Below are 24,455 nucleotides of genomic sequence, written 5' to 3' on the forward strand. Positions count from 1 at the left end.
CCTCACCTCGGTACCCGCCCCCCACCTATGACCCCATAAGCCGAACTTATGGCACCTCTCGCCTCCACGCATGAACCGCGCCACGCTTGAGGTATGAACGGCGCCGCCGGCTGGGGCGCCAGGCTGATGAACAGCTCGATCACCGGGATGTCCCCGTGGATCATCTTCTCCCTGCTGGTCGGCCCCGGCCGCTACGAACTCGCCGCCGCGCTCGCCCTCGCGGTCGCGGTCGTCCTCGTGGTCGTACGGCACCGGCCGGTCTACCTCGAAGTCGCCGGACTCGTCTTCTTCGCCGTCCTCACCGTCATCGGCATGATCGCCCTCACGGACACGCTGCGGTGGCTGGAGACGTACACCAACGAGCTCTCCAACCTGACGATCGCCGCCCTCGCGGCCGCGTCCGTTGCGGCACGGGCACCGCTGACGACCCCGTACGCCCGCAAGAAGGTCCCGCACGAGTTCTGGCACACGCCCGAATTCCTCCGGGCCAACGTGGTCGTCACCCACGCCTGGGGACTGGCCTTCCTGGCGGCCGCCCTGGCAGGCGGTGTCGGCGACCTCGTGCTGCACAACCCGGACAACCTCTGGACGGCCTGGCTGATCCAGGTCTCGGCGCTCATCACCGCCATGCGCTTCACCGAGTGGTACCCGGCCGTCCCCAGGCCCCCGGTACGGAGCCTGCTGATGCCGTTCGTCGGCCTGCTCATCCCCATGGGCGTGCTCGTCCTCCTCCTCGACGCCGCGCCCCGCTGGTTCGCGGTCGGCCTGATGGTCGTGGGCGTGGTCCTCGCGCGGGCACTGCGCAAGGACGTGGTGATCGAGGAACAGGAAGGCGGCCGGGACCTGAAGTGACGCGCCGACGCCCGCGCCGGGCGAGGGCGGCGCCGGGCGAGGGCGGCGCCGGGCGAGGGCGGCGCCGGGCGAGGGCCGCGCCGGGCGAGGGCCGCGCCGGTTGGCCGACCGGCGCCCCGGGGGTGGGCGTGCTGGTCATGGTGGGCGTGTGGGCCGCCCTCTCTCCGAGTGTGGCGGGCTCCGGCGTCCCCTCAAGGGCGCTCCCTTCGGTCGCGTCGCTTCGCGATGGGCTTCGCCCACCCTTGACCGGCCGCCTCCGCCCGCCTTTTCCCACTCGGAGGGCGGCCCGGGGGAACGGGCCCAGGAGGGACCCGCCTTTGCCGGTGCCGTTCGTGGCCGGGAGGCGGGCGCCGCAGGGGGCGCGGCAGTGGAATGGGGTGCTCACTGTCGGCTTGGCGGCGGGCGGCCGTCTCCCGGTTGCGGTGCAGGACCTCGCTTCGGTGGGTGGTGGGTGCGCGGCAGTGGTGTGGGGTTTCTGGGCTGGGTTCGGCGACTGCGGGTGGGGGTGGGTTGGGGTTCAGGCGGGTGGCTGGGGTGGGTTCGGGGTTGGGGCGGGTGGAGCCGAGCGGCCGTGGTGCTCTCAGGCGCCGCAGGGGTTACACCGGTAGCGGGGTGGGGGAGTTGTGGGCGGGATGGGACACCTCCCTGTCGTGGGTGTCGGGTCTTTGGGTGTCTCATCCCGCCCACAACTCTGGTGCGGCGGTACGGGTGTGGCTGGAGGGGGCGAAGAGGCGGGCCGGTGGGGCGTGTGGGGCCACTGAGCGGGGACCGGGCTGGGAAGGGCGGGGGCGTCGGGGTGGCTGCTGCGGGCGGGGGCTGACTGCGGCCCCCGGCCCTCGCGCCCGGGGCCGCGCACTGATCCGGGCCGGGGCAAGGTCTGGGCCGGGCATGCGGTCGGGCGTCGTGCCGGTCCGGAGAGCTGCGCCGCTGCCCCTCTGCTGCCCCCGCCTGTCCTCACCCGCACCGCCCGCCTCACGGGAACGCCCCACCTGCCTCCTGCGCCACACCGGCACCTGGGCAGGCGAGTTGTGGGCGGTGTGGGACACCCAGGGGCCCGGCGACCACGGCAGGGAGGTGTCCCATCCCGCCCACAACTCCGGTGAGCCGATACGGGTGTGGCTGGAGCGACGATCCCCCCGGCTCCCGGCCAGACAGGGCAACACCCGGGCCCAGCCCCGCACCCACCCCAGCCACCTGCCTGAACCCCAGCCCCTCACCCGGCCGCAGTCGCCGAGCCGACCCCGGATGCCCCATCGCACTGGGGCGCACCCACCACTCACCGGAGCTAGGTCTTGTACCCCGGCCGACAGACGGCGGCCAGCCGCTTAGCCAAGCGCCACCGCCCCATTCCTCTGCCGCGCCTGCCCCGGCCGGGCCGCCTCGGCAACGAGCGCCCGGAATGAGGCTGGCCCCCCGGGATGCCTGCTTCCCGGGGCCGCCCTCCGAGAGAAAACGCGCGGGCGGAGGCGGCCTGTCAAGGGTGGGCGAAGCCCATCGGCGAAGCCGACGCGAAGCGCCCTTGACAGGGCGCCGGAGCCCGCGACTCTCGGAAGGGAGGGCGGCCCGGAACGGCAACCATGACCAGACGGCCCGCCCCGAGGGCCTTAGTGAGCCAGGCTCCCGACGAACGTCCGCCAGGCCGGGGCGGTGACGACGAGCACCGGGCCGGCGGGGTTCTTGCTGTCCCGGACGGGCACGACGCCGGGGGCGTTGTCGAGGACCTCGACGCAGTCGCCGCCCTCGCCGTTGCTGTACGTGCTCTTCCGCCAGGGGGCGGCGCCGGGGAAGTCGTACGCCACTTCCACGCAGTTGCCGCCTTCGCCATTGCTGTAGGTGCTCTTGCGCCAGCGGGCGGTGCTCAGGTCGTAGTCGCGCATCGTCTGTAGTCCTCAGCCGCCGACTCGATCAGGGCCAGGGACGCCTCCGGCGACGACGCGGCGACCCTGACCAGATCGTAGGCCCGCTGCACCCGCTTCACCACCGCCGGATCGTCCAGCAAGGTCCCCGAAAACGCCGTCTCCGTATAGGCGGTTGGCGGTGCGTCCTCGAACTCCATGAGCCGCAACGACCCGTCCATGGACGCGTGCGCCCCCGCCGCGTACGGGATCACCGTCACCAGCACCTCCCGACCCCGCGCCAGTCTCGCCACGTGCTCCAGCTGCGCCGCCATCACGGCCGGGCCGCCCACCGGGACCCGCAGCACGTTCTCGTGCAGGGTCACCCAATACTCGGGCCTTGTAGCGTCCGCCAGGATCCGCGACCGATCCAGCCGGGCGGTGACCTTCTCGTCCACGTACTCCTCGGAGACGAACGGGTTGGCGGCCACGGTGATCGCCCGCGCGTACTCGGAGGTCTGGAGCAGGCCGGGTACGACCGTCGGGGCGAACTCGCAGATCTTCGTCGCCAGCCCCTCCAGCTCCGCCACCGCCCGGAAATACTCCGCATACGGCGACGCGTTGATGAGCTTGCGGCACATCCGCTCGAAAAAACCATCGGTTTGTAGGACCTCGTCGATCCTCGCCGCCACGTCCAACTGCGGCTTCCTAATCCCCTGTTCGAATTGGCCGATGTACCCGCCCGATACGAAGACCCGCCGCCCCAGTTCCTGCTGGGTCATATTCGCGGCCTCGCGCCGCTTCTTGAGCTCCATGCCGTAGAACTCCCAGGCGGCCTGCCTGGACGAGCTTGCGTTGGCCATGGCTTAACACCCCTGTCCTGCCACGCAGTTGTAGCGCTGTCGCACCTGCCAATGCTAGGGGTGCGGGTCCATCCTGGGGGCAGTAAGCGGGAAATGGATTCGGAAAGGGCGGCGTTGGTGAAGGAAGAAACCGAGCGACAGCAGATGGGGACCGTAGAGGACGCGAAGGAGGCCGTGGCGGAATTGCGTGCGGCGCTGGAAAGGGCGGGAATCAGGCTGCCCTCGCTGGGGCTGGACCCCGTCACGTGGGCCGCCGAGCCCCCTCGGCCGCTCGTCGAACTGGGACGTTGCACGGTGGAGACGGCGCGCCGGCTGGCCGCCGCTCTGCCGGGGGAAGGTGGACGAGGATGAGCCTGCCGGTCGGGTCGTACGTCGTCGATGTCCGTAACGGGCGCGTGGGCCGCGTGATGGGGCACGTGGGGCCGTACGTACAGCTGAGACCCATCGGCGGGGGGCGGGAGTGGGACTGCCCGCCGGAGGGGCTGCGGCCGGCGACGGACGCGGAGCGGATCAGCGCGGCGACGGCGTACGTGAACGCGCGGAGCCGGGGCGAGGTGCCGTGATGTCACCCGTACCAGGTGATGTTGCATACGTAGACACACGCGTGCCGGGGGACGGCGAGAAAACTGATGAATCCCCGTCCACTGAGGATGTCGAATTCTCGCAGGCCACCCTCGCGATCGATCGGGCGACCGACCCTGGTCGCCTCGTCCCCGAGCGCGGCGAGTTCCGTGGCGAGGCGCTCCGCCTCCGCCACCACGCCGGGCGGCAGGCCGTCGGTGAGGTATTCCTGGCTCGGGTTGTAGTCCCAGGTCCAATCGGTCACAGCCCGGCCTCTGCGGCCGCCGCTTCGTGAATGCTGCGGATCTCTGAGATGGCTTCGGTGGGATCGTGATCGCCCGCGTCGACGATCCGCTCCAGTTCACGCAGGCGGGCGGCTCGCTCGGGATAGCGCTCGATGGCGACGAACACCGCCCACGAATGGACAAACGCACGCAGGGGTGCGAGGCTCCCCGCCTGCTGGGCGTTGGTGGTCGCCTCGAACAGGTGTCGGGTGAGCGCGGGGATCCGGCTGGGGGCGATACGGGCGACCGCCGCCCGCAGACCATCGGGAGTCAGTTCGGGCATGGGGATCAGCGGGCCGTAGGGGCCGTCGGGCGGGGCACTCACAGGGGCCTCCGGTACGGGTGTGTCCGAGGGTTCGTACGCTACCGGCCCATCGGCCTTCAGGAACGGCGGTGTGACGCCCAGGGCCATGACGGAGTCGACCCAAGCCTGTGCCTCCGCCGTTGGCGTGCCGAGGACCGCCAGGACCTCATCGGCCGCTGCCACACCTTCCGCGATCTACACCGCTCGCACATCGAGACTCATGCGCACAGCGTTGCCGGCCCCACCCCTGTCGCAGGGGCAAGCCCTGCCACGTCACCGGCACGAGTGACCGGACCCGGATCTCCGGGCCGGGCCCGCACCGCCTCCCCCGTACGGGACAATGGCCCCATGACCCTGTTCCGCGACGACGGCATCGTGCTGCGCACCCAGAAGCTGGGTGAGGCGGACCGCATCATCACGATCCTCACGCGCGGGCACGGGCGCGTGCGGGCCGTCGCGCGGGGCGTCAGGCGCACCAAGTCGAAGTTCGGGGCGCGGCTGGAGCCGTTCTCCCACGTGGACGTGCAGTTCTTCGCGCGGGGCTCCGAGCTGGTGGGGCGCGGGCTGCCGCTGTGTACGCAGAGCGAGACGATCGCCCCGTACGGGAGCGGGATCGTCACCGACTACGCGCGGTACACCGCCGGGACGGCCATGCTGGAGACCGCCGAGCGGTTCACGGACCACGAGGGCGAGCCGGCCGTGCAGCAGTACCTGCTGCTCATCGGGGCGCTTCGGACCCTGTCGCGCGGGGAGCACGCCCCGAACCTGATCCTGGACGCGTTCCTGCTCCGCTCCCTGGCCGTGAACGGTTACGCGCCGTCCTTCGACGACTGCGCGCGGTGCGGGATCCACGGGCCGAACCGGTTCTTCTCCGTGGCGGCGGGCGGGGTCGTCTGCGGCGACTGCCGGGTGCCGGGGAGCGTCGTACCCTCTGCGGAGGCCGTCGGTCTGCTCAGCGCGCTGCTGACCGGCGACTGGGAGACGGCGGACGCGTGCGAGCCGCGCCACGTCAGGGAGGGGAGCGGACTGGTGTCCGCGTATCTGCACTGGCATCTGGAGCGAGGGCTGCGCTCCCTCCGGTACGTCGAGAAGTAGAAGCTGAAGCAGATTGAGGAGAGTGTGAGCCGCATGGCACGACGCGGATTCCTGGGCCGGTCCCGCCGCGACTACAAGGACGTCGAGCCGCACCCGTCCGGCGCGCGACCGCCGAAGATCCCGGGCGAGCTGGTGCCGAACCATGTGGCGATCGTCATGGACGGCAACGGCCGCTGGGCGAAGGACCGGGGCCTGCCGCGTACCGAGGGGCACAAGGTCGGTGCCGAGCGCGTCCTGGACGTGTTGCAGGGCGGCATCGAGATGGGCGTCGGGGCCATCTCCCTGTACGCCTTCTCCACCGAGAACTGGAAGCGCTCGCCCGACGAGGTGCGCTTCCTGATGAACTTCAACCGCGACTTCATCCGCAAGACCCGCGACCAGCTCGACGAGCTCGGCATCCGGGTGCGCTGGGTGGGCCGGATGCCGAAGCTGTGGAAGTCGGTGGCCAAGGAGCTCCAGATCGCCCAGGAGCAGACCAAGGACAACGACCGGCTGACGCTGTACTTCTGCATGAACTACGGCGGGCGTGCGGAGCTGGCGGACGCGATGCAGAAAATCGCCGAGGACGTGAAGGCGGGCAAGCTCGACCCGTCGAAGGTCGGCGAGAAGACGATCCAGAAGTACCTGTACTACCCGGACATGCCGGATGTGGACCTGTTCCTGCGGCCCAGCGGTGAGCAGCGCACGTCCAACTACCTGATCTGGCAGAGCGCGTACGCCGAGATGGTCTTCCAGGACGTGCTGTGGCCCGACTTCGACCGCCGTGACCTGTGGCGGGCGTGCCTGGAGTTCGCGCAGCGCGACCGGCGCTTCGGCGGGGCGATCCCGAACGAGGAACTGCTGGCCATGCAGGGCCGCCCGGAGGGCGAGCAGGCTGCGGAGGAGGCCGCCGAGGGGTCGGCTGTCTGACCCGGCCGCTACGATCACGGGCCGTCTCACCTACGACTGGGAGGGCTCGTGACCGAAGAGCGGTCCACAACGACGCGGGACGCCGTGGAGCTGACGTATCTGCCCGTCCTCGCCGACGCTGTGGGGGCGATCCGCGCCCGGGCGAAGGCCACCCCGGCGGGGCGGTTGCAGAACGGGCTCGTGCTGGTGTGCGGGCTCCCCATACTGGGTGCCCTCGTCCTGAACTTCACCAGCCCGAAGGGACCGAGCCCCGGCGGGGTGGCGTTCTGCGTCGCGGCCCTGGTCCTGGTCATCGGCCTGTACGTGCTGGTGCCCGGGCTCCAGGGGCAGCAGGTGCACCGAATGTACGCCACGCAGGGCGAGTTCCGGGTCGTGGTGGACGACGACGGCGTACGGCAGTTCTCGCGGGACCTGGACATGACGTACCGCTGGGGCGCGCTGCCCCGGTACACCGAGACCGGCGAGCTGTTCGTGCTGCTCACGGGCGACCGGCACGGGGTGGGCATGGCCATCCTCCCCAAGCGGGCCATCGCCGATCCGGCGGGCGTCGACCGGCTGCGGGCGATCCTGGACGGCAACATCACCCGTATGTGACGGCGCGCACGTGAAGGGGCCCGCACCGGATGTTCGTCCGGTGCGGGCCCTCCGCCGTCCTACTTGGCGGCGCACTCCGCGCACGTACCGAAGATCTCCACCGTGTGCGCCACGTTCACGAAGCCGTGTTCGCCCGCGATCGTCTCGGCCCACTGCTCCACCGCCGGGCCCTCGACCTCCACCGCCTTGCCGCACATGCGGCACACCAGGTGGTGGTGGTGCTCGCCGGACGAGCAGCGGCGGTAGACCGCCTCGCCGTCGCTGGTGCGCAGCACGTCGACCTCGCCGGCGTCGGCGAGGGACTGCAGGGTGCGGTAGACCGTCGTCAGGCCCACCGAGTCGCCGCGGTGCTTGAGCATGTCGTGCAGCTCCTGCGCGCTGCGGAACTCGTCCACCTCGTTCAGCGCCGCCGACACGGCAGCTCGCTGCCGGGTCGACCGGCCGCGCACGCCGGGGGTTCCAGCCATCGCCACAGGTGCCTCCTCACTCGGCCCGCTCATCCATACGTCGGGCCATTCTGCCAGGCCGCCGCGGCGGTCCCGTCAGAGCTTTCCGGCTGTGACGTCGTCCGCCGGGCCCCGCGGGGTGACCGTGACGTCCACGTCGCAGCCGTCCACGGCCGCCGGCTCGGTGGCCCTGGCGCGGCGCCGGGCCAGGGGTGTGGCCAGGACGGTCAGCAGTACGAACACCGCGATGGCCAGCAGGACAATCGTCGCGCCCGGCGGCACATCCTGGTAGTAGGAGGTCGCCGTGCCGGCCAGCGTCACGCCCGTACCGATCAGCACGGCCAGCGTGAACGTCATGCGGAAGCTCCGCGCGAGCTGCTGCGCCGCGGCGACGGGCACCACCATCAGGGCGCTGACCAGCAGCAGCCCGACGACCCGCATGGCGACGGTGACGGTGACGGCGGCGGTGACGGCGATCAGCAGGTTCAGCACCCGTACGGGCAGGCCGGTGACCCGGGCGAACTCCTCGTCCTGGCTGACGGCGAACAGCTGCCGCCGCAGCCCGAGAGTGACGAGAATCACGAACGCGGCCAGGATGCAGATGGCGGTGACGTCCTCCTCCGACACCGTGGACAGGGAGCCGAAGAGGTACGAGTTGAGGTTGGCGTTCGAGCCGGTCGGCGAGAGGTTGATCAGCATGACGCCGCCCGCCATGCCGCCGTAGAAGAGCAGCGCGAGCGCGATGTCGCCTCGGGTGCGGCCGTACGCCCGGATCAGCTCCATGGTGATCGCGCCGGCGATGGAGACGACCGCGGCCATCCACACGGGGTTGGTGGACATCAGGAAGCCCAGGCCTACGCCGGTCATGGCGACGTGGCCGATGCCGTCGCCCATCAGGGCCTGCCGGCGCTGCACGAGGTAGATGCCGACGGCCGGGGCGGTGATGCCGACGAGGACGGCCGCGAGCAGCGCGCGCTGCATGAAGGCGAGCTGGAGGATTTCCATGTCAGGTCAGCAGTCCCGTGCGGAGCGGCTCGTCGGCCGCGTGCGGATGTACGTGGTCGTGGCCGGGGAGGGCGTGCTGGCCGACGGCCTCGGGCGGCGGTCCGTCGTGGACGACGCAGCCGTCGCGCAGCACGACCGCGCGGTCGATCAGCGGCTCCAGCGGGCCAAGCTCGTGCAGGACGAGCAGTACGGTCGTTCCGTCGGCGACCTTGGCGCGGAGGGTGGCGGCGAGGATCTCCTGGCTGGCCAGGTCGACGCCCGCCATCGGCTCGTCCATGATCAGCAGATCGGGGTCGGCGGCGAGGGCCCGGGCGATCAGCACCCGCTGGTGCTGGCCGCCGGACAGGGCGCTCACGGAGTCCTTGGCGCGGTCGGCGAGCCCGACGAGCTCGATGGCCCGCTCCACGGCCGCCTTGTCGGCCCGGGAGGGCCACCTCAGCCTCGTACGGGACAGGCGGCCGGAGGAGACGACCTCGCGGACCGTGGCGGGCACGCCGCTGGCGGCGGTGGTGCGCTGCGGTACGTAGCCGACGCGCGCCCAGTCGCGGAACCGCCTCAGCTCCGTACCGAACAGGGAGACGGTCCCGCCGGTGAGCGGGACCTGGCCGATCACGGACCGGACGGCGGTGGACTTGCCGGAGCCGTTGGCGCCGAGCAGCGCGACGACCTCACCGTGGTGCACGGTGAGGTCGATGCCACGCAGCACGGGGCGCGAGCCGAGCGAGGCGGTGGCCGAGCGGACGGATATGACCGGCTCGGACCTGGCCGGTATGGCGGGCTCGGTGCTGCTCACGTCGCTGCCTCCGTTGCGTGAGGGTCGTTCACTTGGCGCCGAGGGCCTTCTTCAGCGCGGCGAGGTTGGACTCCATGACCTCGATGTAGTCAGCGCCCTTGGACTGCTTGGTGATTCCCTCCAGCGGGTCCAGGACGTCGGTCTTGAGGCCGGTGTCCTTGGCGAGGGTCCTGGCGGTCTTGTCGCTGGCGAGGGTCTCGAAGAAGACGGTGGTGACCTTGTCCTTCTTCGCGATGTCCTGGAGCTCCTTGATCCGGGCGGGGCTCGGCTCGGACTCGGGGTCCATGCCGGAGATGCCCTCCTGGTCCAGGCCGTACCGCTCGGCGAGGTAGCCGAAGGCGGAGTGGGTGGTGATGAAGGTCTTGGTGGTGGTGTTCTTCAGGCCCTGCTTGAACGCGGTGTCCAGGGCGCCGAGCTTCTTCACCAGCTCGGCGGTGTTCTTCTTGTAGGCGGCGGCGTTGTCCGGGTCGGCCTTCTCCAGGGAGGCGCCGACGCCCTTGGCGACCTCGGCGTACTTCACCGGGTCGAGCCAGATGTGCGGGTCGGCTCCGGCTTCCGCTTCCTCGCCCTCGTGCTCGCCTTCGCCCTCGTGGCCGTGGCCGTGGCCCTCGGTCGCGGTGCCGTGCTCTTCGAGCGTGGTGAGGGTGGCGGCGTCGACGGTGTTCTTGACGCCCGCCTGCTTGATGGCCTCGTCGACGGCGGGCTGGATGCCCTTGAGGTAGAGGATGTAGTCCGCTTCGCCGAGCTCGCCGATCTGCTTCGGCTTGAGCTCCAGGTCGTGCGGCTCGACGCCCGGCTTGGTGAGGGTGGTGACGGAGACGTGCTCGCCGCCGATCTCCTCGGCCAGGAACTGCATGGGGTAGAACGACGCCACGACGTCCAGCTTGCCGTCCTCGTTGGCGGAGGCGGAGCCGGAGGAGCCGCCGCAGGCGGAGAGTGTGACCAGGCCGAGGGTCACGGCTCCGGCGAGGGCGGTGGTGGGTATGAGGCGTCGTACGTTCATGGGGTTCATTTTCAACAATAGTGGAAACGATTGTCAACAAAACGGGTAAGTGGCCCCGGCCACCCACCGATTTGATCCCAGGGGTGCGCGCGCCGGTAACCTGAAGCATTCGCCGTTCGTCGTCACCGTTATGAAGAGAGCACCGTGGCCGCCGACAAGATCGACACGATCGTCAACCTGAGCAAGCGCCGTGGCTTCGTCTACCCGTGCAGCGAGATCTACGGCGGCCAGCGGGCCGCCTGGGACTACGGGCCGCTGGGTGTCGAGCTCAAGGAGAACCTCAAGCGCCAGTGGTGGCGCTACATGGTCACCTCGCGCGAGGACGTCGTCGGTATCGACTCGTCGGTGATCCTGGCCCCCGAGGTCTGGGAGGCCTCCGGCCATGTCGCCACCTTCACCGACCCGCTCACCGAGTGCACCTCCTGCCACAAGCGGTTCCGCGCGGACCACCTGGAGGAGGCGTACGAGGAGAAGCACGGCCGCCTCCCCGAGAACGGCCTGAAGGACCTGGGCTGCCCCAACTGCGGCAACAAGGGCACCTTCACCGAGCCCAAGCAGTTCTCCGGCCTGCTCTCCACGCACCTCGGCCCGACCCAGGACTCCGGCTCCGTCGCCTACCTGCGTCCCGAGACGGCCCAGGGCATCTTCACCAACTTCGCCCAGGTGCAGCAGACTTCGCGCAAGAAGCCGCCGTTCGGCATCGCGCAGATGGGCAAGTCCTTCCGGAACGAGATCACTCCGGGCAACTTCATCTTCCGCACCCGCGAGTTCGAGCAGATGGAGATGGAGTTCTTCGTCAAGCCGGGCGAGGACGAGCAGTGGCAGGAATACTGGATGGAGCAGCGCTGGAACTGGTACCGCGACCTGGGTCTCCGTGAGGAGAACATGCGCTGGTACGAGCACCCCAAGGAGAAGCTCTCCCACTACTCCAAGCGCACCGCCGACATCGAGTACCGCTTCCAGTTCGGCGGCAGCGAGTGGGGCGAGCTGGAGGGCGTCGCCAACCGCACCGACTACGACCTGTCGGCCCACTCCAAGGCGTCGGGCACGGACCTGTCGTTCTTCGACCAGGAGGCCGGCGAGCGCTGGACCCCGTACGTCATCGAGCCCGCCGCCGGTGTCGGCCGCGCGATGCTGGCCTTCCTCCTCGACGCGTACAACGAGGACGAGGCGCCGAACGCCAAGGGCGTCATGGAGAAGCGCACCGTGATGCGCCTCGACCCGCGCCTCGCGCCGGTCAAGGTCGCGGTGCTGCCGCTGTCCCGCAACCCGCAGCTGTCGCCGAAGGCCAAGGGCCTCGCGGCCGACCTGCGCAAGAACTGGAACATCGAGTTCGACGACGCGGGCGCCATCGGCCGCCGCTACCGCCGCCAGGACGAGATCGGTACGCCGTTCTGCGTCACGGTCGACTTCGACACCCTCGACGACAACGCGGTGACCGTGCGCGAGCGCGACACCATGAAGCAGGAGCGCGTCTCCCTGGACCAGATCCAGGGCTACCTGGGCAGCCGCCTGCTGGGCTGCTGATCTCGGCACCGCGAAGCCCCCGGCCCCGTACGGATGTACGGGACCGGGGGCTTCGCGCGTACCTTCGCGCGAACACGGGGGGCGGGCGAAAAGCGGCTGCCGGGGCCTTCGGCGCGGGGTACCGTCACCGCATGCCATTCCTTCCGATCTACGAGTGAGAGTGCGGCGGGCCCGACCACCCGCCCCCCACGCGACGCATGCCGAATCACTTCTCACCACGATGGAGAACCCGTGGCCAAGAGCCGTAACAACCTTCTCGGCGTAGGGGGACAGCGCAAGAAGATGTCCCGCGCCGACCAGCAGGGCTCCGCCCCGGCCCGCGCCGCCGACCGCAGGGCGGCCGAGGACCAGAAGCAGGAGCTGCTCCGCAAGATGCGCGAGCGCGCCCAGGCGGACGAGACGGGCGACCAGGCTGACCAGGCCGGTGCCCAGGCGGACGAGACGGACGCCCAGGCGGGCTCCGAGGAGGCCGGCCGGGCGAGCTGACCCCCGTACCCGGAGGCCGGCCCGGTGCTGTCGCGGTGGCGACGGCGCCGGGCCGGCCTTTTCACGGGCCCGCGCGGGTGCTCAGCCGACCGTCCTCGGCAGGCGTAGGCTCAGCAGCACCGTCAGGGCGACCCCGCCCAGCTGGACCAGCAGCGTGACCACGAGCGCGGCGCGCATACCGGACGAGGCGGCGAGGGACAGGAACAGCGAGCCCAGGGTGGCCACGCCCAGTGCGAGGGCGGACTGCTGGGTCGTGACCATCACGCCGCTGCCCACCCCGGCGCGTTCCGCCGGCACGTCGGACAGGACGATCCGGAACAGCACCGGCAGCTGAAGGCCCTGGCCCAGGCCGGCCAGCGCCATCCCCGGGAGCAGCTCCAGGGCGACGAGCCCCGGCCAGCCGGCCCGCACGGTGGCGACGAGGACGAGCAGGCCGGCGCCCTGGATCAGGCCGCCGGCCGTCACGATCCGGCTCCCGTACCGCCGCACCAGGCGCGGCCCGGCCAGCGACGCGCCGAGGAAGGCCAGCGCCATGGGCACCAGCGCCACGCCGGACACCACCGCGCCCATGCCGAGCCCCTGCTGCAGCGCCACCGCGATCACGAACATGAAGCCGCCGAAGCCGGTCGAGAGCGGCAGCACCAGGGCCAGCCCGCGCCGCAGTGAAACCAGCCGCAGCAGGCTCGGCGGGACCAGCGGCGTACGCCCCTGCCGGTCCGCGCGCCGCTCCGCCCACCAGAACGCCCGGGCCACGAACGGGAAGACGGCCAGGGAGAGCCACGTCCACAGCGGCCAGCCCGCCGCACGGCCCTCCGTCAGCGGAGCGAGCAGGGTGAGCAGCGCGACCGCCAGCAGCAGGGTGCCCGGTACGTCGACGGGAGCGGGCCGCTCCGCGCGGGTGTCCGGCACCGTGCGGGAGGCCAGGGCAAGACCGAGCAGCGCCACCGGGACGTTCACCAGGAAGATGGCCCGCCAGCCGGTGCCGGCGATGTCCGCCGCGACCAGGACGCCGCCCAGGATCTGGCCGGCCACCATCGACAGCCCGGCCGTCGCCCCGTACAGGCTGAGCGCCTTGGCGCGGCGCGGGCCCTCCGTCGTGGCCTGGATGGTCGCCAGCACCTGCGGGAGCATCAGCGCCGACGCGGCACCCTGCGCCACCCGCGCCCCGACGAGGGTCCAGGCGTCCGGCGCCAGGCCGCACGCAAGGGAGGTGAGCCCGAAGGCGGCCATGCCCGCGAGGAACAGCCGCCGCCGGCCGAACAGGTCGCCGAGCCGGCCGCCCAGGACCAGCAGCACGGCGTACGCGAGGCCGTACCCGGCGACCACCAGCTCCAGCATGGCCGGGCCGGCGGCGAGGTCGTGGTCGATGGTCGGCAGCGCGACGTTGACGATGAAGAAGTCGATGAGCGGCAGCGCGGAGCCGAGCAGCACGGTGAACAGGCCGATAGGACCGAGCCGAGCGGGGTGGCGCGTGGGGACGGTCGCCGGAAGGGCGCGGGGAGGTGTGGTCGATGTACTCACGCCCTCGACCCTCCGGCGTTTCCCAGCCTGGTACCAGAGTCTGTTCATCCTGGTACAAGCACTACCTGGCAACACCCTGGGGCGTACGCCACGATGAAGGCATGACCACGATGGCCGAGGAAACCGACGTACGCAGGCACGAACTCGCCGGGTTCCTGCGCAGCCGCCGTGAACGGATCACCCCCGAACAGGTCGGCCTGCCGCGAGGCCGCCGCCGGCGCACCCCGGGGCTGCGCCGCGAAGAGGTCGCCCAGCTCTCCGCCGTGGGCGTCACCTGGTACACCTGGCTCGAACAGGCCCGGGACATCCAGGTGTCCCCGCAGGTCCTCGACGCGCTCGCCCGCGCGCTGCTCCTCGACGCCGGGGAGCGCGCCCACCTCTTCGCGCTGGCCGGCGCGGCCGACCCGGCGCCCGGCACGCCCTGCCCGACCGTCACCCCCGGCCTGCGCCAGCTGCTCGACCAGCTGGAACCCGTACCGGCCTGCATCCAGAACAGCCGGTACGACATCCTCGCCCACAACCGCACCTACGGGCGGCTCCTGTGCGACCTCGACGCCGTCCCGCCCGCCGACCGCAACTCCCTGTGGCTCACCTTCACCAACGACGACTGGCGCGCGGCCGTGACCGACCTTCCGGAGGTGAACCGGGCGATGGCCGCCAAGTTCCGGGCGGCCATGGCCGAGCACCTGGCCGAGCCCGCGTGGAAGGCGCTGCTGGCGCGGCTGGAGGCGGCCTCGCCGGAGTTCCGGGAGATCTGGGCGCGCCACGAGGTGCTCACCCAGGGCGGCCGTACGAAGGTCATCCGCAACGCCCTCGTCGGACCGCTGCACCTGGAGCACACCAACCTGTGGCTGGGCCCGGCGGCGGGCCCCCGCCTGGTGACGTACGTACCGCTGGACGACGCGTCGCGCGCCGGGCTGGAGAAGCTTCAGGAGCTGGCGCTCACCGGCTGAGGCTCCTCCAGGCGCCGCGCGGTCCGCTCGGCCGTGGAGCGCGCCCAGGCGCCGCTGGTCGCCGCGCCCACCAGCAGGACGCTCAGGCCGCATCCGGCGATGACCCACCAGGCGGGGCGGCTGGCGTCGACGAAGCCGTCCGTGTGCGAGGCGGGCGAGACGCCGGCGGCGAGGACGGCGCCGATGACCGCGACGCCCAGCGTCTGGCCGATCTGCCGGCTGGTGGAGGCGACGGCGGCGGCGACGCCCGCCTGGGCGCGGGGCATGCCGGAGACGGCCGTGTCGGTGATGGGGGCGTTCACCATGCCGAAGCCGAGGCCGAAGAGGATGTACCCGGTGAACAGCAGCGGCGTGGACGTCTCCGCCTCGAACGCCGCGAACAGCACGCCGCTCGCGGTCATCGTCACGCCCGCGATCAGCAGCGGCAGGCGCGGGCCACGGCTGCCGACCAGCCGCCCGGACAGGGGCGCGCAGACGAAGGTGAGCGCCGCCATCGGCAGCATGTACAGCCCGGCGTGCAGGGCGGACAGCCCGCGCACGTCCTGCAGGTACAGGGTGTTGACGAAGAGGAACCCGCCGAGGGCCGCGAACGCGCACACCGCGATGACCGTGGCCCCGCTGAACGGGGCGCTGCGGAAGAAGCGCAGGTCGATCAGCGGCTCGGCGCGCCTCGGCTCGTACAGCAGCAGGGCGAGGAGGGCGAGGGCGGCGGCGATGGCGCAGACCAGGTCGGTCTCGATGATCGCGTACGTCAGTGAGCCGAGGAGCACGACGATGAGGAGCTGGCCGACCGGGTCCACGCGGCGCGGCCTGGGGGCGCGGGACTCGGGGACGTACCGGAGGGTGAGGAGCAGGGCGGCCAGGCCGACCGGCAGGTTGATCCAGAAGATGGAGCGCCAGCCGACGGAGTCGGTGAGCACCCCGCCGACCAGCGGGCCCGCCGCCATGGAGATGCCCACGACGCCACCCCATACGCCGATGGCACGGGCACGCGCGCGTGGCTCGGTGAAGGTGTTGGTGATGATCGACATGGCGACCGGGTTGAGCATGGAGCCGCCCACGGCCTGGACCATGCGGAAGGCGATCAGCATCTCCAGGTTCGGCGCGAGGGAGCACAGCAAGGAGCCGGCCGTGAAGAGGACGAGGCCGGCCATGAAGATTTTGCGGCGGCCGATCCGGTCGGCGGTGGAGCCGGCGAGCATCAGCAGGGACGCGAGGACGAGGGTGTAGGCGTCGATGGTCCACTGCATACCGGCCACGTCCGCGTGCAGCTCGCGGCGCATGGAGGGGAGGGCGACGTTCAGGACGGTGTTGTCGAGGCTGACGATCAGCAGGCTCATGCAGCAGATCGCCAGGACCAGCAGCCGTCGGCGGGGGGAGAGCTCGGGCATATATCCAAAGTACGCCTAACTAACGATCCGCTCGGTGTGTGGGTGACAATGGGGGGCATGACCGCGTTCAGTCCTCTTGCCATCGGGCCGCACACCGTGCAGCCCCCGGTGGTGCTCGCGCCGATGGCCGGCATCACCAACGCCCCCTTCCGTACCCTCTGCCGTGAGTTCAGCGGCGGCAAGGGCCTGTTCGTGAGCGAGATGATCACGACGCGGGCGCTGGTCGAGCGCAACGAGAAGACCATGCAGCTGATCCACTTCGACGAGACGGAGACGCCCCGGTCGATCCAGCTGTACGGGGTCGACCCGGTGACCGTCGGCAAGGCGGTCCGGATGATCGTCGACGAGGACCTCGCGGACCACATCGACCTGAACTTCGGCTGCCCGGTGCCCAAGGTGACGCGGAAGGGCGGCGGCTCCGCCCTGCCCTACAAGCGGCCCCTGCTGCGGGCGATCCTCAACGAGGCGGTCTCCAACGCCGGGGACCTGCCGGTCACGATGAAGATGCGCAAGGGCATCGACGACGACCACATCACCTTCCTGGACGCGGGGCGTATCGCCGTCGAAGAGGGCGTGACGGCGATCGCGCTGCACGGGCGCACGGCGGCCCAGCACTACGGCGGTACGGCCGACTGGGACGCCATCGCCCGGCTCAAGGAGCACGTCCCGGAGATCCCGGTGCTCGGCAACGGCGACATCTGGTGCGCCGCCGACGCGCTGCGGATGATGCGCGAGACCGGCTGCGACGGGGTCGTGGTGGGACGCGGGTGCCTGGGGCGGCCGTGGCTCTTCGGCGACCTGGTGGCGGCGTTCGAGGGTACGGGTGCGGCGGCGACGCCCACGCTGCGCGAGGTCGCGGACGTGATGGTGCGGCACGCGCGGCTGCTGGGGGAGTGGATCGGCGACGAGACGCGGGGTGTCATCGACTTCCGTAAGCACGTGGCCTGGTACCTGAAGGGGTTCGCGGTCGGGTCCGAGATGCGCAAGCGGCTGGCGGTCACGTCGTCGCTGGACGAGCTGCGCGCTCAGCTGAGCGCGCTGGACCTGGACCAGGCGTGGCCGGTGGGCGCGGACGGGCCGCGTGGGCGGACGTCCGGGAACAACCGGGTGGTGCTGCCGGACGGCTGGCTGAAGGACCCGTACGACTGCTCGGCGATCGGCGCGGACGCGGAGCTGGACACGTCCGGGGGGTGAGCCCCGGAGTCCCGGGGGCCCTGGGGCGGGTTCGTCGCCTCGCTCGGCCGCCGGGCGGGCTGGGGTTCCCACCCGCACCACCCGTGCGGATGGGGACGTCGGGTGCGGGGCTCCTGTGGGGTGGTCTCGCCGTCGGCGGCTGTCGGCCGTCGGTCTTACCGGCGCGTCAGGGCGTTCCGGATAGTGGAATGCGGCGCTCCTGAGGGGCGTGATTCTCGCCACCCCTGATAGGGGTGGCGCTCAGATGAGCGTGAATAGGGTGGCTGCACTTCTCAAAGCGTGGCACTGAGTGCCACGCTTCTTGTGTTCAAGAGTTGAACTCACCTGGCTTACTGTCCGCTCATGTGAGCGGCTACTTTCAGCTTTGAGTCAAGGCTCGTTCGGAGGCTGAAGGGTCCCGCCCGCGAAACCTACCGCTCAGTCACTTTCGATCTGCTGGCGGACGGGTGGTTAAGGCCGTATGACGGGTAGGCGTACGTACCCAGAAGCCTTCGATCTGGGTATGTTCCTCGCCGTCAGGGCAGCCACCGAGTCCTCGAGGAGTCGAGACCCGTGTCGGAAAACAAAGATCAGAAGTTCGTGTACGACTTCACCGAGGGCAACAAGGACCTCAAGGACCTGCTCGGCGGTAAAGGTGCGAACCTCGCCGAGATGACCAACCTTGGTCTCCCCGTGCCTCCCGGCTTCACCATCACCACCGAGGCCTGCAAGGTCTACCTCGACAGCGGCGACGAGCCCGTCGAGCTGCGGGACGAGGTCACCGCGCACCTCGACGCCCTCGAGAAGAAGATGGGCAAGAAGCTCGGCCAGGCCGACAACCCGCTCCTGGTCTCCGTCCGTTCCGGCGCCAAGTTCTCCATGCCCGGAATGATGGACACCGTCCTCAACATCGGACTCTCCGACACGTCCGTCGAGGGCCTGGCCCAGCAGGCCGGGGACGAGCGGTTCGCCTGGGACTCGTACCGGCGCCTTATCCAGATGTTCGGCAAGACCGTCCTCGGTGTGGACGGCGAGCTCTTCGAGGAGGCCCTCGAGGAGGCCAAGGCCGCCAAGAAGGTCACCGTCGACACCGACCTCGACGCGGCCGACCTGAAGAAGCTGGTCAAGCAGTTCAAGAAGATCGTCAAGGCCGAGGCCGGCCGCGACTTCCCGCAGGACCCGCGTGAGCAGATGGACCTGGCCATCAAGGCCGTCTTCGACTCCTGGAACGGCGAGCGCGCCAAGCTGTACCGCCGCCAGGAGCGCATCCCGCACGACCTCGGCACCGCCGTCAACGTCTGCTCCATGGTCTTCGGCAACCTCGGCCCCGACTCCGGCACCGGTGTCGCCTTCACCCGCGACCCCGCCTCCGGCCACCAGGGCGTGTACGGCGACTACCTGCAGAACGCGCAGGGCGAGGACGTCGTCGCCGGTATCCGCAACACCGTGCCGCTGGCCGACCTCGAGTCGATCGACAAGAAGTCGTACGACCAGCTGATGCAGATCATGGAGACGCTGGAGAACCACTACAAGGATCTCTGCGACATCGAGTTCACCATCGAGCGCGGCCAGCTGTGGATGCTCCAGACCCGCGTCGGCAAGCGCACCGCCGGTGCCGCCTTCCGGATCGCGACGCAGCTCGTCGACCAGGGCCTGATCGACGAGGCCGAGGCGCTCCAGCGCGTCAACGGCGCCCAGCTCGCCCAGCTGATGTTCCCGCGCTTCGACGAGAAGGCGGCGGTCGAGCAGGTCGGGCGCGGTATCGCCGCCTCCCCGGGCGCGGCGGTCGGCAAGGCCGTCTTCGACTCGTACACCGCCGTCAAGTGGTCCCGGTCCGGCGAGAAGGTCATCCTGATCCGCCGCGAGACCAACCCCGACGACCTGGACGGCATGATCGCCGCCGAGGGCATCCTGACCTCGCGCGGCGGCAAGACCTCCCACGCGGCCGTCGTGGCGCGAGGCATGGGCAAGACCTGTGTCTGCGGCGCGGAGGAGCTGGAGGTCGACACCAAGCGCCGCCGGATGACCGTGCCGGGTGGCCACGTCGTCGAGGAGGGCGACGTCGTCTCCATCGACGGCTCCACCGGCAAGGTGTACCTCGGTGAGGTCCCGGTCGTGCCGTCGCCGGTCGTCGAGTACTTCGAGGGCCGGATGCACGCCGGCGCCGACGACGCCGACGAGCTGGTCCAGGCGGTGCACCGGATCATGGCGTACGCGGACCGAGTACGCCGGCTGCGCGTACGGGCCAACGCCGACAACGCCGAGGACGCCTCGCGGGCGCGGCGCTTCGGCGCCCAGGGCATCGGCCTGTGCCGCACCGAGCACATGTTCCTCGGCGACCGCCGCCAGTACGTCGAGCGGCTCATCCTCGCCGACACGGACGCGGAGCGCGACGAGGCCCTCAAGGCCCTGCTGCCGCTCCAGAAGGACGACTTCGTCGAGCTGTTCGAGGCGATGGACGGCCTGCCGGTGACGGTGCGTCTGCTGGACCCGCCGCTGCACGAGTTCCTGCCCGACATCACCGAGCTGTCGGTGCGCGTCGCCCTCGCCGAGGCCCGCAAGGAGCCCCACGAGAACGAGCTGCGGCTCCTGCAGGCCGTGCACCGGCTGCACGAGCAGAACCCGATGCTGGGTCTGCGCGGCGTACGCCTCGGCCTGGTCATCCCCGGCCTGTTCACCATGCAGGTGCGGGCCATCGCCGAGGCCGCCGCCCAGCGGATCGAGGCCAAGGGCGACCCGCGCGCCGAGATCATGATCCCGCTGGTGGGCACCGTCCAGGAGCTGGAGCTGGTCCGCGACGAGGCCGAGCAGGTCATCGCCGAGGTGCAGGCGCAGACCGGCGTCGAGCTGAAGCTGGCGCTCGGCACGATGATCGAGCTGCCGCGCGCCGCCGTGACCGCCGGTCAGATCGCCGAGTGCGCCGAGTTCTTCTCCTTCGGCACGAACGACCTCACCCAGACGGTGTGGGGCTTCTCGCGGGACGACGTGGAGGCCAGCTTCTTCACCGCGTACCTGGAGAAGGGCATCTTCGGCGTCAGCCCGTTCGAGACGATCGACAAGGACGGCGTGGGCGCGCTGGTGCGCAGCGCCGTCGAGGCCGGCCGGGCCACCCGCCCGGACATCAAGCTCGGCGTGTGCGGCGAGCACGGCGGTGACCCGGAGTCGGTGCACTTCTTCCACGAGGTGGGCCTGGACTACGTCTCCTGCTCGCCCTTCCGGATCCCGGTGGCGCGCCTGGAGGCGGGCCGCGCGGCGGCGCAGTCGAGCGGCAGCGACAGCCGCTGAGCCGGAGGTAGGCCCCGGAGCCGTCGTCGGTCCCCGACCCTCACCGATCGGCGGCGGCTCCGGTACGCAAGAGAGATGGGGCGGACACCTGTGCGGAGGTGTCCGCCCCATCGTCATGCTCGCGTGCTTCAACGGGCCGCCGCGGGGAGAAATGTAGGTTCCTGTTGCCTTGCGGCCGGTTGAATTCTTGGCTGTTGAACCCCGGACCTTTATCTTCCGTATACGTCCGGTCAAAGCGCGTCGATTCATCCCGCAAAGAACGGGCGGAGCGCGGCCACCGGATCCCCACCCGCCGACCGCGCCCCATTACCCCTGCCGGGCGGGAGAGCCGCAACCTTTCAGGTCCGCCGCCGGACGTGCGAAGCCCCCCACGGTCTTCACCACGTCACCTCGGTCCTGAAGGTTTCCTGCCCGACGGCGTACAGCTTTTCGGTTCACCCCCGGTCTCCGCGATGCGTTTCAAGTGTGGCTGAAATGCCGTGGTGACGGCCTGTGATGGCATGCATACTCATTGGCGGGGGGTGATTGCGGATGCAACAGGGGTGGGTTCAGTGCTACGTATTCATTTCACCGGGGACGACCTCGCCGGGGTCCGGATGGCTGCCCGGCCGGATGCGTTGTGGGAAACGATTCTCAGCTTTCACCGGTTGCGGGACCGGCGCGGAGCGCTGGTCTACGGAGCATGGCGTTCCGAATCCCGGACACGGCTGAACGGCGAAACGCGTCTGCTCGGCGCGCTGGTCCCGACGCGCGGCTATTTCCCGGATTTCCTGACTCCGCCCCAGGGCATTGACGGCCTCGACCCCGGGCTCCAGGCCCTCCGGGCCACACCGCCCGCCCGGGTCCACACCGAGCTGGCCCTGCTGGCCTCCTCCCGGCCCGGCGGGGGTCCATTGCCCGGATGGGCGCGGGACCTCGCCGAAGGGCGTCAGGAGCCGTTCGGGCGGCTCATCGGGGCGCTGCGGGGCTACCACCGGGCCGCCGTCGAGCCGTACTGGTCGCACATCGAGGCCCGCGTGGAGGCCGACCGTGCCGTACGCGGCCGCGCGCTCCTCGACGGCGGGGCGGACGAGCTGCTCGCCGGCCTGCCGCCGGTGCTGCGCTGGCGGGCACCCGTCCTGGAGGCCGACTATCCCGTCGACCGCGAAGTGCACCTGGACGGGCGGGGCCTGCTGCTCCAGCCCTCGTACTTCTGCCGGGGCACCCCGGTCGTCCTGCGCGACCCGGACCTGCCGCCGGTCCTCGTCTACCCCGTCACGCACACCGACGCGCCCGTGTCCGGCCCGTGCGAGCCGGGCGCGTCCCCGCTCGGCCGGCTGGTCGGGCACACCCGGTGCGCGGTGCTCAGGGCCATAGGGCAGGGCGGTACGACGAGCGAGCTGGCCCGCCGCGCGGGCGTCTCCCTCGCCTCCGCCAGCCAGCACGCGGGCGTGCTGCGGGACGCGGGCCTCGTGGTCACCCTCCGCCAGGGCAGCTCCGTCCTGCACACCCTGACGCCACTGGGCACCGCCCTCCTCCACGGAGGCGGTGCCCAGCCCAGGCAGCAGCAGCGGCAACAGCAGCAGCGACGGAGTTACGCGCGGAACGGCCCCGTCACCTCGTAGGTGATGCCGCCCGACGAACTGCCCGTCGTACCGCGCTGGCTGGAGAAGTACAGCCGCTTCCCGTCCGGCGAGAAGGCCGGGCCGCAGATCTCGGAACCGGACTGGCCGGTGATCCGCAGGAAGGGGGCCACCACGTCGTCCGGCGTGATCACGCAGATCTCCATGTTGCCGCCGTCCTCCGCGACGAACAGGTCGCCGGAGGACGAGCCGGTGACGTTGTCCACACCGGTCAGCGGGGCGGTGCCGCTGGTCACCAGGGAGTCGTCGTAGGCGAGCTCGTAGGTGTTCTTGGCGAGGTTCAGCTGCCACAGGCGGTTGTCGCCCTTGGTGGTGAACCAGACGGTGTCGTTGGCGTAGTGGCAGCCCTCGCCGCCGTTGAACCGCTTGGCGCCCGAGACCTGGTCACGGGTGTAGGTGGGGGAGCCGTCCGGGTCGGGGACGTTGGCCCAGGTGAAGGAGCCGGAGGTGGCGGTGCCGGCCTTCAGCACCTGGAGGGTTCCGGAGGACAGGTTGCCCCAAGTGCTGGGGATGAAGCGGTACAGGCAGCCGTTGGACTCGTCCTCGGTCAGGTAGATCACCTTGCGTACGGGGTCGGCTGCGGCCGCCTCGTGCTTGAAGCGGCCCATCGCGTCCCGGCGCACGGCGGCGTTCACGCCGTACGGGTCGGTCTCGTACACGTACCCGAGGCTGACCTCCTCGCACGACAGCCAGGTGTTCCACGGGGTCTTGCCGCCCGCGCAGTTGGTGCGGGTGTTGGACAGGATCCGGTACGCGCCGGTGATGGCGCCCGTCGAGGAGAACTTCACGGCGCTCGCGCCGCCGCCCGGGTTGATCTCCGAGTTCGAGACGTAGATCCAGCCGGTGCCGTCGGTGAAGCAGGCGCCGCCGTCGGGGGCGTTGTGCCAGGTGTACGAGGTCGAGCCGACCTTCTGGCCGGACCGGGCGATCACCCGGCTGGTGAAGCCGCTGGGCAACTGGATGCCGTTGGCGTCCGCCGCGCCGAGAGCACCGTACGGGCCCGCGCCGGGCTGCGCCGGGGCCGCGTAGGCCGCGCCCTGCATCAGGGTGCCGCCGAAGGCCGCCACGGTGCCGCCCATGACCGCTCCACGCAGGAAACTGCGACGTTCCACTTGTCACTCCAGGGGTGTGTGACCCTCCCGCCGCACCGGTCGGGCGACGGGGTCGCGCGCTTCCGGAACCTAGGAGTCCCTCATTGACGGTGCATCAACAACCGGTGAAGGGGAAGCGGCGACGCCCCCCTACTTGGGCGGCGCCCCGCCCTCCAGGAGCGTCTTCAGCGCTCCCAGCCGTTCCTTCCAGAACTCCTTGTACGCCGCGACCGCGTCCGCGTCCGGGAGCTTGGTGTGGCCCAGCCCCACCTGGGTCCTGCCGTTGTCCTTGGGCGTCAGGTGCACGGAGATCCGGCTCGCGCCCCCGTCCCAGTCCGCCGTGACCGACCTGCCCGGCCGGTGCGTACGGACGGTGAACTCGCCCTCGCCCAGCCAGCGGCGGCGTACGTCGGGGTCGGTGAACGCCTCGGTGACCAGCTCCGGCGGGGCGTTCACCGTCCTGCTCGCGGAGGCCTGCCAGTCGCCGCCGCTCGACTGGCCCACCTCGCGCAGGCCGCGCTCCTGCTCGTACCCGACCGTGATCGACTGGGCGTGCCAGCCGGGCACGCCGTGCGCCTCGACGAGGTGGCGGGCGATCTCGGTGTGGGTGCGGGCGGTGGCGCCCCATGCGTCGAGCAGGGCGAACCAGGCCGCCCAGTCCTTGCCGGTGGCGGCGGACAGGGCGTCACCCGACAGCTTCTCGGTGATCCTCCGGCCTGGGGGGCTCATGGCGCCGAGGCTAGGTCGGTGCCCGGCGCCCCGCAACGCGGCATGCCGAGGGCGGCCGGGTGCGGTGGCGGGCCGGGCCGAGTGGGGCGAAATTTCTTTCGAGGGAGCGATGAGTTTCGCCACGGCCCCCGGT

At 70.9% G+C, this 24,455-nt stretch carries 24 protein-coding genes; 12 read left to right on the forward strand and 12 right to left on the reverse strand.

The features are described 5' to 3' along the window. The first annotated feature begins 93 nt into the window (after nucleotides 1-93). Nucleotides 94-852, forward strand: coding sequence for a hypothetical protein (locus AMK26_RS02515; RefSeq protein ID WP_073751429.1), 759 nt, complete (start codon nucleotides 94-96; stop codon nucleotides 850-852). A gap of 1,604 nt (nucleotides 853-2,456) precedes the next feature. Here the strand turns inward: AMK26_RS02515 and AMK26_RS02520 are convergent. Continuing rightward, entirely contained in the window at nucleotides 2,457-2,729 is a 273-nt protein-coding gene (locus AMK26_RS02520; RefSeq protein ID WP_073751431.1) for a DUF397 domain-containing protein, read from the reverse strand. Then, nucleotides 2,711-3,550, reverse strand: coding sequence for a helix-turn-helix domain-containing protein (locus AMK26_RS02525; protein WP_073751433.1), 840 nt, complete (start codon nucleotides 3,548-3,550; stop codon nucleotides 2,711-2,713). The genes AMK26_RS02520 and AMK26_RS02525 overlap by 19 nt, the downstream gene beginning before the upstream one ends. 144 nt (nucleotides 3,551-3,694) lie before the next feature. On the opposite strand from AMK26_RS02525, the gene AMK26_RS37570 reads away from it, so the two are divergent. Together AMK26_RS37570 and AMK26_RS02535 are read left to right on the forward strand one after the other, a co-directional pair. Then, on the forward strand, nucleotides 3,695-3,901 hold the full coding sequence (locus AMK26_RS37570) for a hypothetical protein (protein WP_073752956.1): 207 nt from the start codon (nucleotides 3,695-3,697) through the stop codon (nucleotides 3,899-3,901). Next, nucleotides 3,898-4,113, forward strand: coding sequence for a hypothetical protein (locus AMK26_RS02535; protein ID WP_073751435.1), 216 nt, complete (start codon nucleotides 3,898-3,900; stop codon nucleotides 4,111-4,113). Before AMK26_RS37570 ends, AMK26_RS02535 begins: the two co-directional genes overlap by 4 nt. Nucleotides 4,114-4,115: 2 nt before the next feature. On the opposite strand, the gene AMK26_RS02540 is transcribed toward AMK26_RS02535, so the two are convergent. Continuing rightward, nucleotides 4,116-4,376: a hypothetical protein gene (locus AMK26_RS02540; RefSeq protein ID WP_073751437.1), complete on the reverse strand. Its 261-nt coding sequence runs from the start codon at nucleotides 4,374-4,376 to the stop codon at nucleotides 4,116-4,118. Then, nucleotides 4,373-4,720, reverse strand: a complete 348-nt coding sequence (locus AMK26_RS02545) for a hypothetical protein (RefSeq protein WP_073752958.1) — start codon at nucleotides 4,718-4,720, stop codon at nucleotides 4,373-4,375. The genes AMK26_RS02540 and AMK26_RS02545 overlap by 4 nt, the downstream gene beginning before the upstream one ends. A 327-nt stretch (nucleotides 4,721-5,047) precedes the next feature. Here AMK26_RS02545 and recO point away from each other — a divergent pair, with 327 nt between their 5' ends. The 3 genes from recO to AMK26_RS02560 are packed head-to-tail and all read left to right on the forward strand — an operon-like array spanning nucleotide 5,048 to nucleotide 7,297. Continuing rightward, nucleotides 5,048-5,794 (forward strand): DNA repair protein RecO, encoded by a 747-nt coding sequence (gene recO / locus AMK26_RS02550; RefSeq protein ID WP_073751439.1) that lies wholly within the window; start codon nucleotides 5,048-5,050, stop codon nucleotides 5,792-5,794. A 33-nt stretch (nucleotides 5,795-5,827) separates the two neighbouring features. Further along, complete coding sequence (locus AMK26_RS02555) at nucleotides 5,828-6,703, forward strand: isoprenyl transferase (protein WP_073751441.1); 876 nt, start codon at nucleotides 5,828-5,830, stop codon at nucleotides 6,701-6,703. Nucleotides 6,704-6,751: 48 nt separating this feature from the next. After that, a complete protein-coding gene (locus AMK26_RS02560; RefSeq protein WP_143608434.1) occupies nucleotides 6,752-7,297 on the forward strand; it encodes a YcxB family protein in 546 nt (181 codons plus the stop codon). A gap of 59 nt (nucleotides 7,298-7,356) precedes the next feature. On the opposite strand, the gene AMK26_RS02565 is transcribed toward AMK26_RS02560, so the two are convergent. From AMK26_RS02565 to AMK26_RS02580, 4 genes are all read right to left on the reverse strand, one after another. After that, the gene (locus AMK26_RS02565) at nucleotides 7,357-7,764 is read right to left on the reverse strand and encodes a Fur family transcriptional regulator (RefSeq protein ID WP_198943973.1); all 408 of its coding nucleotides are present in this window, start codon (nucleotides 7,762-7,764) and stop codon (nucleotides 7,357-7,359) included. A 75-nt stretch (nucleotides 7,765-7,839) separates the two neighbouring features. Next, nucleotides 7,840-8,748 (reverse strand): metal ABC transporter permease, encoded by a 909-nt coding sequence (locus tag AMK26_RS02570; protein WP_073751447.1) that lies wholly within the window; start codon nucleotides 8,746-8,748, stop codon nucleotides 7,840-7,842. Between the two features lies 1 nt (nucleotide 8,749). Continuing rightward, nucleotides 8,750-9,541, reverse strand: coding sequence for a metal ABC transporter ATP-binding protein (locus AMK26_RS02575; protein WP_073751449.1), 792 nt, complete (start codon nucleotides 9,539-9,541; stop codon nucleotides 8,750-8,752). Nucleotides 9,542-9,569: 28 nt separating this feature from the next. Then, nucleotides 9,570-10,544: a metal ABC transporter substrate-binding protein gene (locus AMK26_RS02580; protein ID WP_073751451.1), complete on the reverse strand. Its 975-nt coding sequence runs from the start codon at nucleotides 10,542-10,544 to the stop codon at nucleotides 9,570-9,572. 144 nt (nucleotides 10,545-10,688) lie between these two features. Here AMK26_RS02580 and AMK26_RS02585 point away from each other — a divergent pair, with 144 nt between their 5' ends. Both AMK26_RS02585 and AMK26_RS02590 read left to right on the forward strand, forming a co-directional pair. Beyond that, entirely contained in the window at nucleotides 10,689-12,071 is a 1,383-nt protein-coding gene (locus AMK26_RS02585; protein WP_073751453.1) for a glycine--tRNA ligase, read from the forward strand. A 231-nt stretch (nucleotides 12,072-12,302) separates the two neighbouring features. Further along, nucleotides 12,303-12,557 carry a DUF6243 family protein gene (locus AMK26_RS02590; protein WP_073751455.1) on the forward strand — a complete coding sequence of 85 codons (255 nt, stop codon included), beginning with the start codon at nucleotides 12,303-12,305 and terminating at the stop codon, nucleotides 12,555-12,557. Between the two features lie 81 nt (nucleotides 12,558-12,638). Here the strand turns inward: AMK26_RS02590 and AMK26_RS02595 are convergent, their stop codons facing one another. Further along, nucleotides 12,639-14,126, reverse strand: coding sequence for an MFS transporter (locus AMK26_RS02595; RefSeq protein ID WP_079277410.1), 1,488 nt, complete (start codon nucleotides 14,124-14,126; stop codon nucleotides 12,639-12,641). 53 nt (nucleotides 14,127-14,179) lie between these two features. Here AMK26_RS02595 and AMK26_RS02600 point away from each other — a divergent pair, with 53 nt between their 5' ends. Continuing rightward, on the forward strand, nucleotides 14,180-15,031 hold the full coding sequence (locus tag AMK26_RS02600; protein WP_073751459.1) for an MmyB family transcriptional regulator: 852 nt from the start codon (nucleotides 14,180-14,182) through the stop codon (nucleotides 15,029-15,031). Here AMK26_RS02600 and AMK26_RS02605 read toward each other — a convergent pair. After that, entirely contained in the window at nucleotides 15,007-16,422 is a 1,416-nt protein-coding gene (locus AMK26_RS02605) for an MFS transporter (protein ID WP_073751461.1), read from the reverse strand. The two genes, AMK26_RS02600 and AMK26_RS02605, sit on opposite strands and share 25 nt — an antisense overlap. Before the next feature lie 57 nt (nucleotides 16,423-16,479). Here AMK26_RS02605 and dusB point away from each other — a divergent pair, with 57 nt between their 5' ends. The 3 genes from dusB (at nucleotide 16,480) to AMK26_RS02620 (ending at nucleotide 22,484) form a co-directional block, all read left to right on the forward strand. After that, nucleotides 16,480-17,616: a tRNA dihydrouridine synthase DusB gene (gene dusB / locus AMK26_RS02610; protein WP_073751464.1), complete on the forward strand. Its 1,137-nt coding sequence runs from the start codon at nucleotides 16,480-16,482 to the stop codon at nucleotides 17,614-17,616. Between the two features lie 552 nt (nucleotides 17,617-18,168). Continuing rightward, complete coding sequence (gene ppdK, locus AMK26_RS02615; RefSeq protein WP_073751466.1) at nucleotides 18,169-20,880, forward strand: pyruvate, phosphate dikinase; 2,712 nt, start codon at nucleotides 18,169-18,171, stop codon at nucleotides 20,878-20,880. Between the two features lie 551 nt (nucleotides 20,881-21,431). Then, nucleotides 21,432-22,484, forward strand: coding sequence for an ArsR/SmtB family transcription factor (locus AMK26_RS02620; RefSeq protein WP_198943974.1), 1,053 nt, complete (start codon nucleotides 21,432-21,434; stop codon nucleotides 22,482-22,484). On the opposite strand, the gene AMK26_RS02625 is transcribed toward AMK26_RS02620, so the two are convergent. Beyond that, on the reverse strand, nucleotides 22,454-23,614 hold the full coding sequence (locus AMK26_RS02625) for a PhoX family protein (RefSeq protein WP_073751468.1): 1,161 nt from the start codon (nucleotides 23,612-23,614) through the stop codon (nucleotides 22,454-22,456). The two genes, AMK26_RS02620 and AMK26_RS02625, sit on opposite strands and share 31 nt — an antisense overlap. A gap of 129 nt (nucleotides 23,615-23,743) precedes the next feature. Beyond that, the gene (locus AMK26_RS02630; RefSeq protein ID WP_079277411.1) at nucleotides 23,744-24,322 is read right to left on the reverse strand and encodes a hypothetical protein; all 579 of its coding nucleotides are present in this window, start codon (nucleotides 24,320-24,322) and stop codon (nucleotides 23,744-23,746) included. Nucleotides 24,323-24,455 lie beyond the last annotated feature (133 nt).

Source organism: Streptomyces sp. CB03234 (assembly GCF_001905885.1).
Classification (GTDB): Bacteria; Actinomycetota; Actinomycetes; order Streptomycetales; family Streptomycetaceae; genus Streptomyces.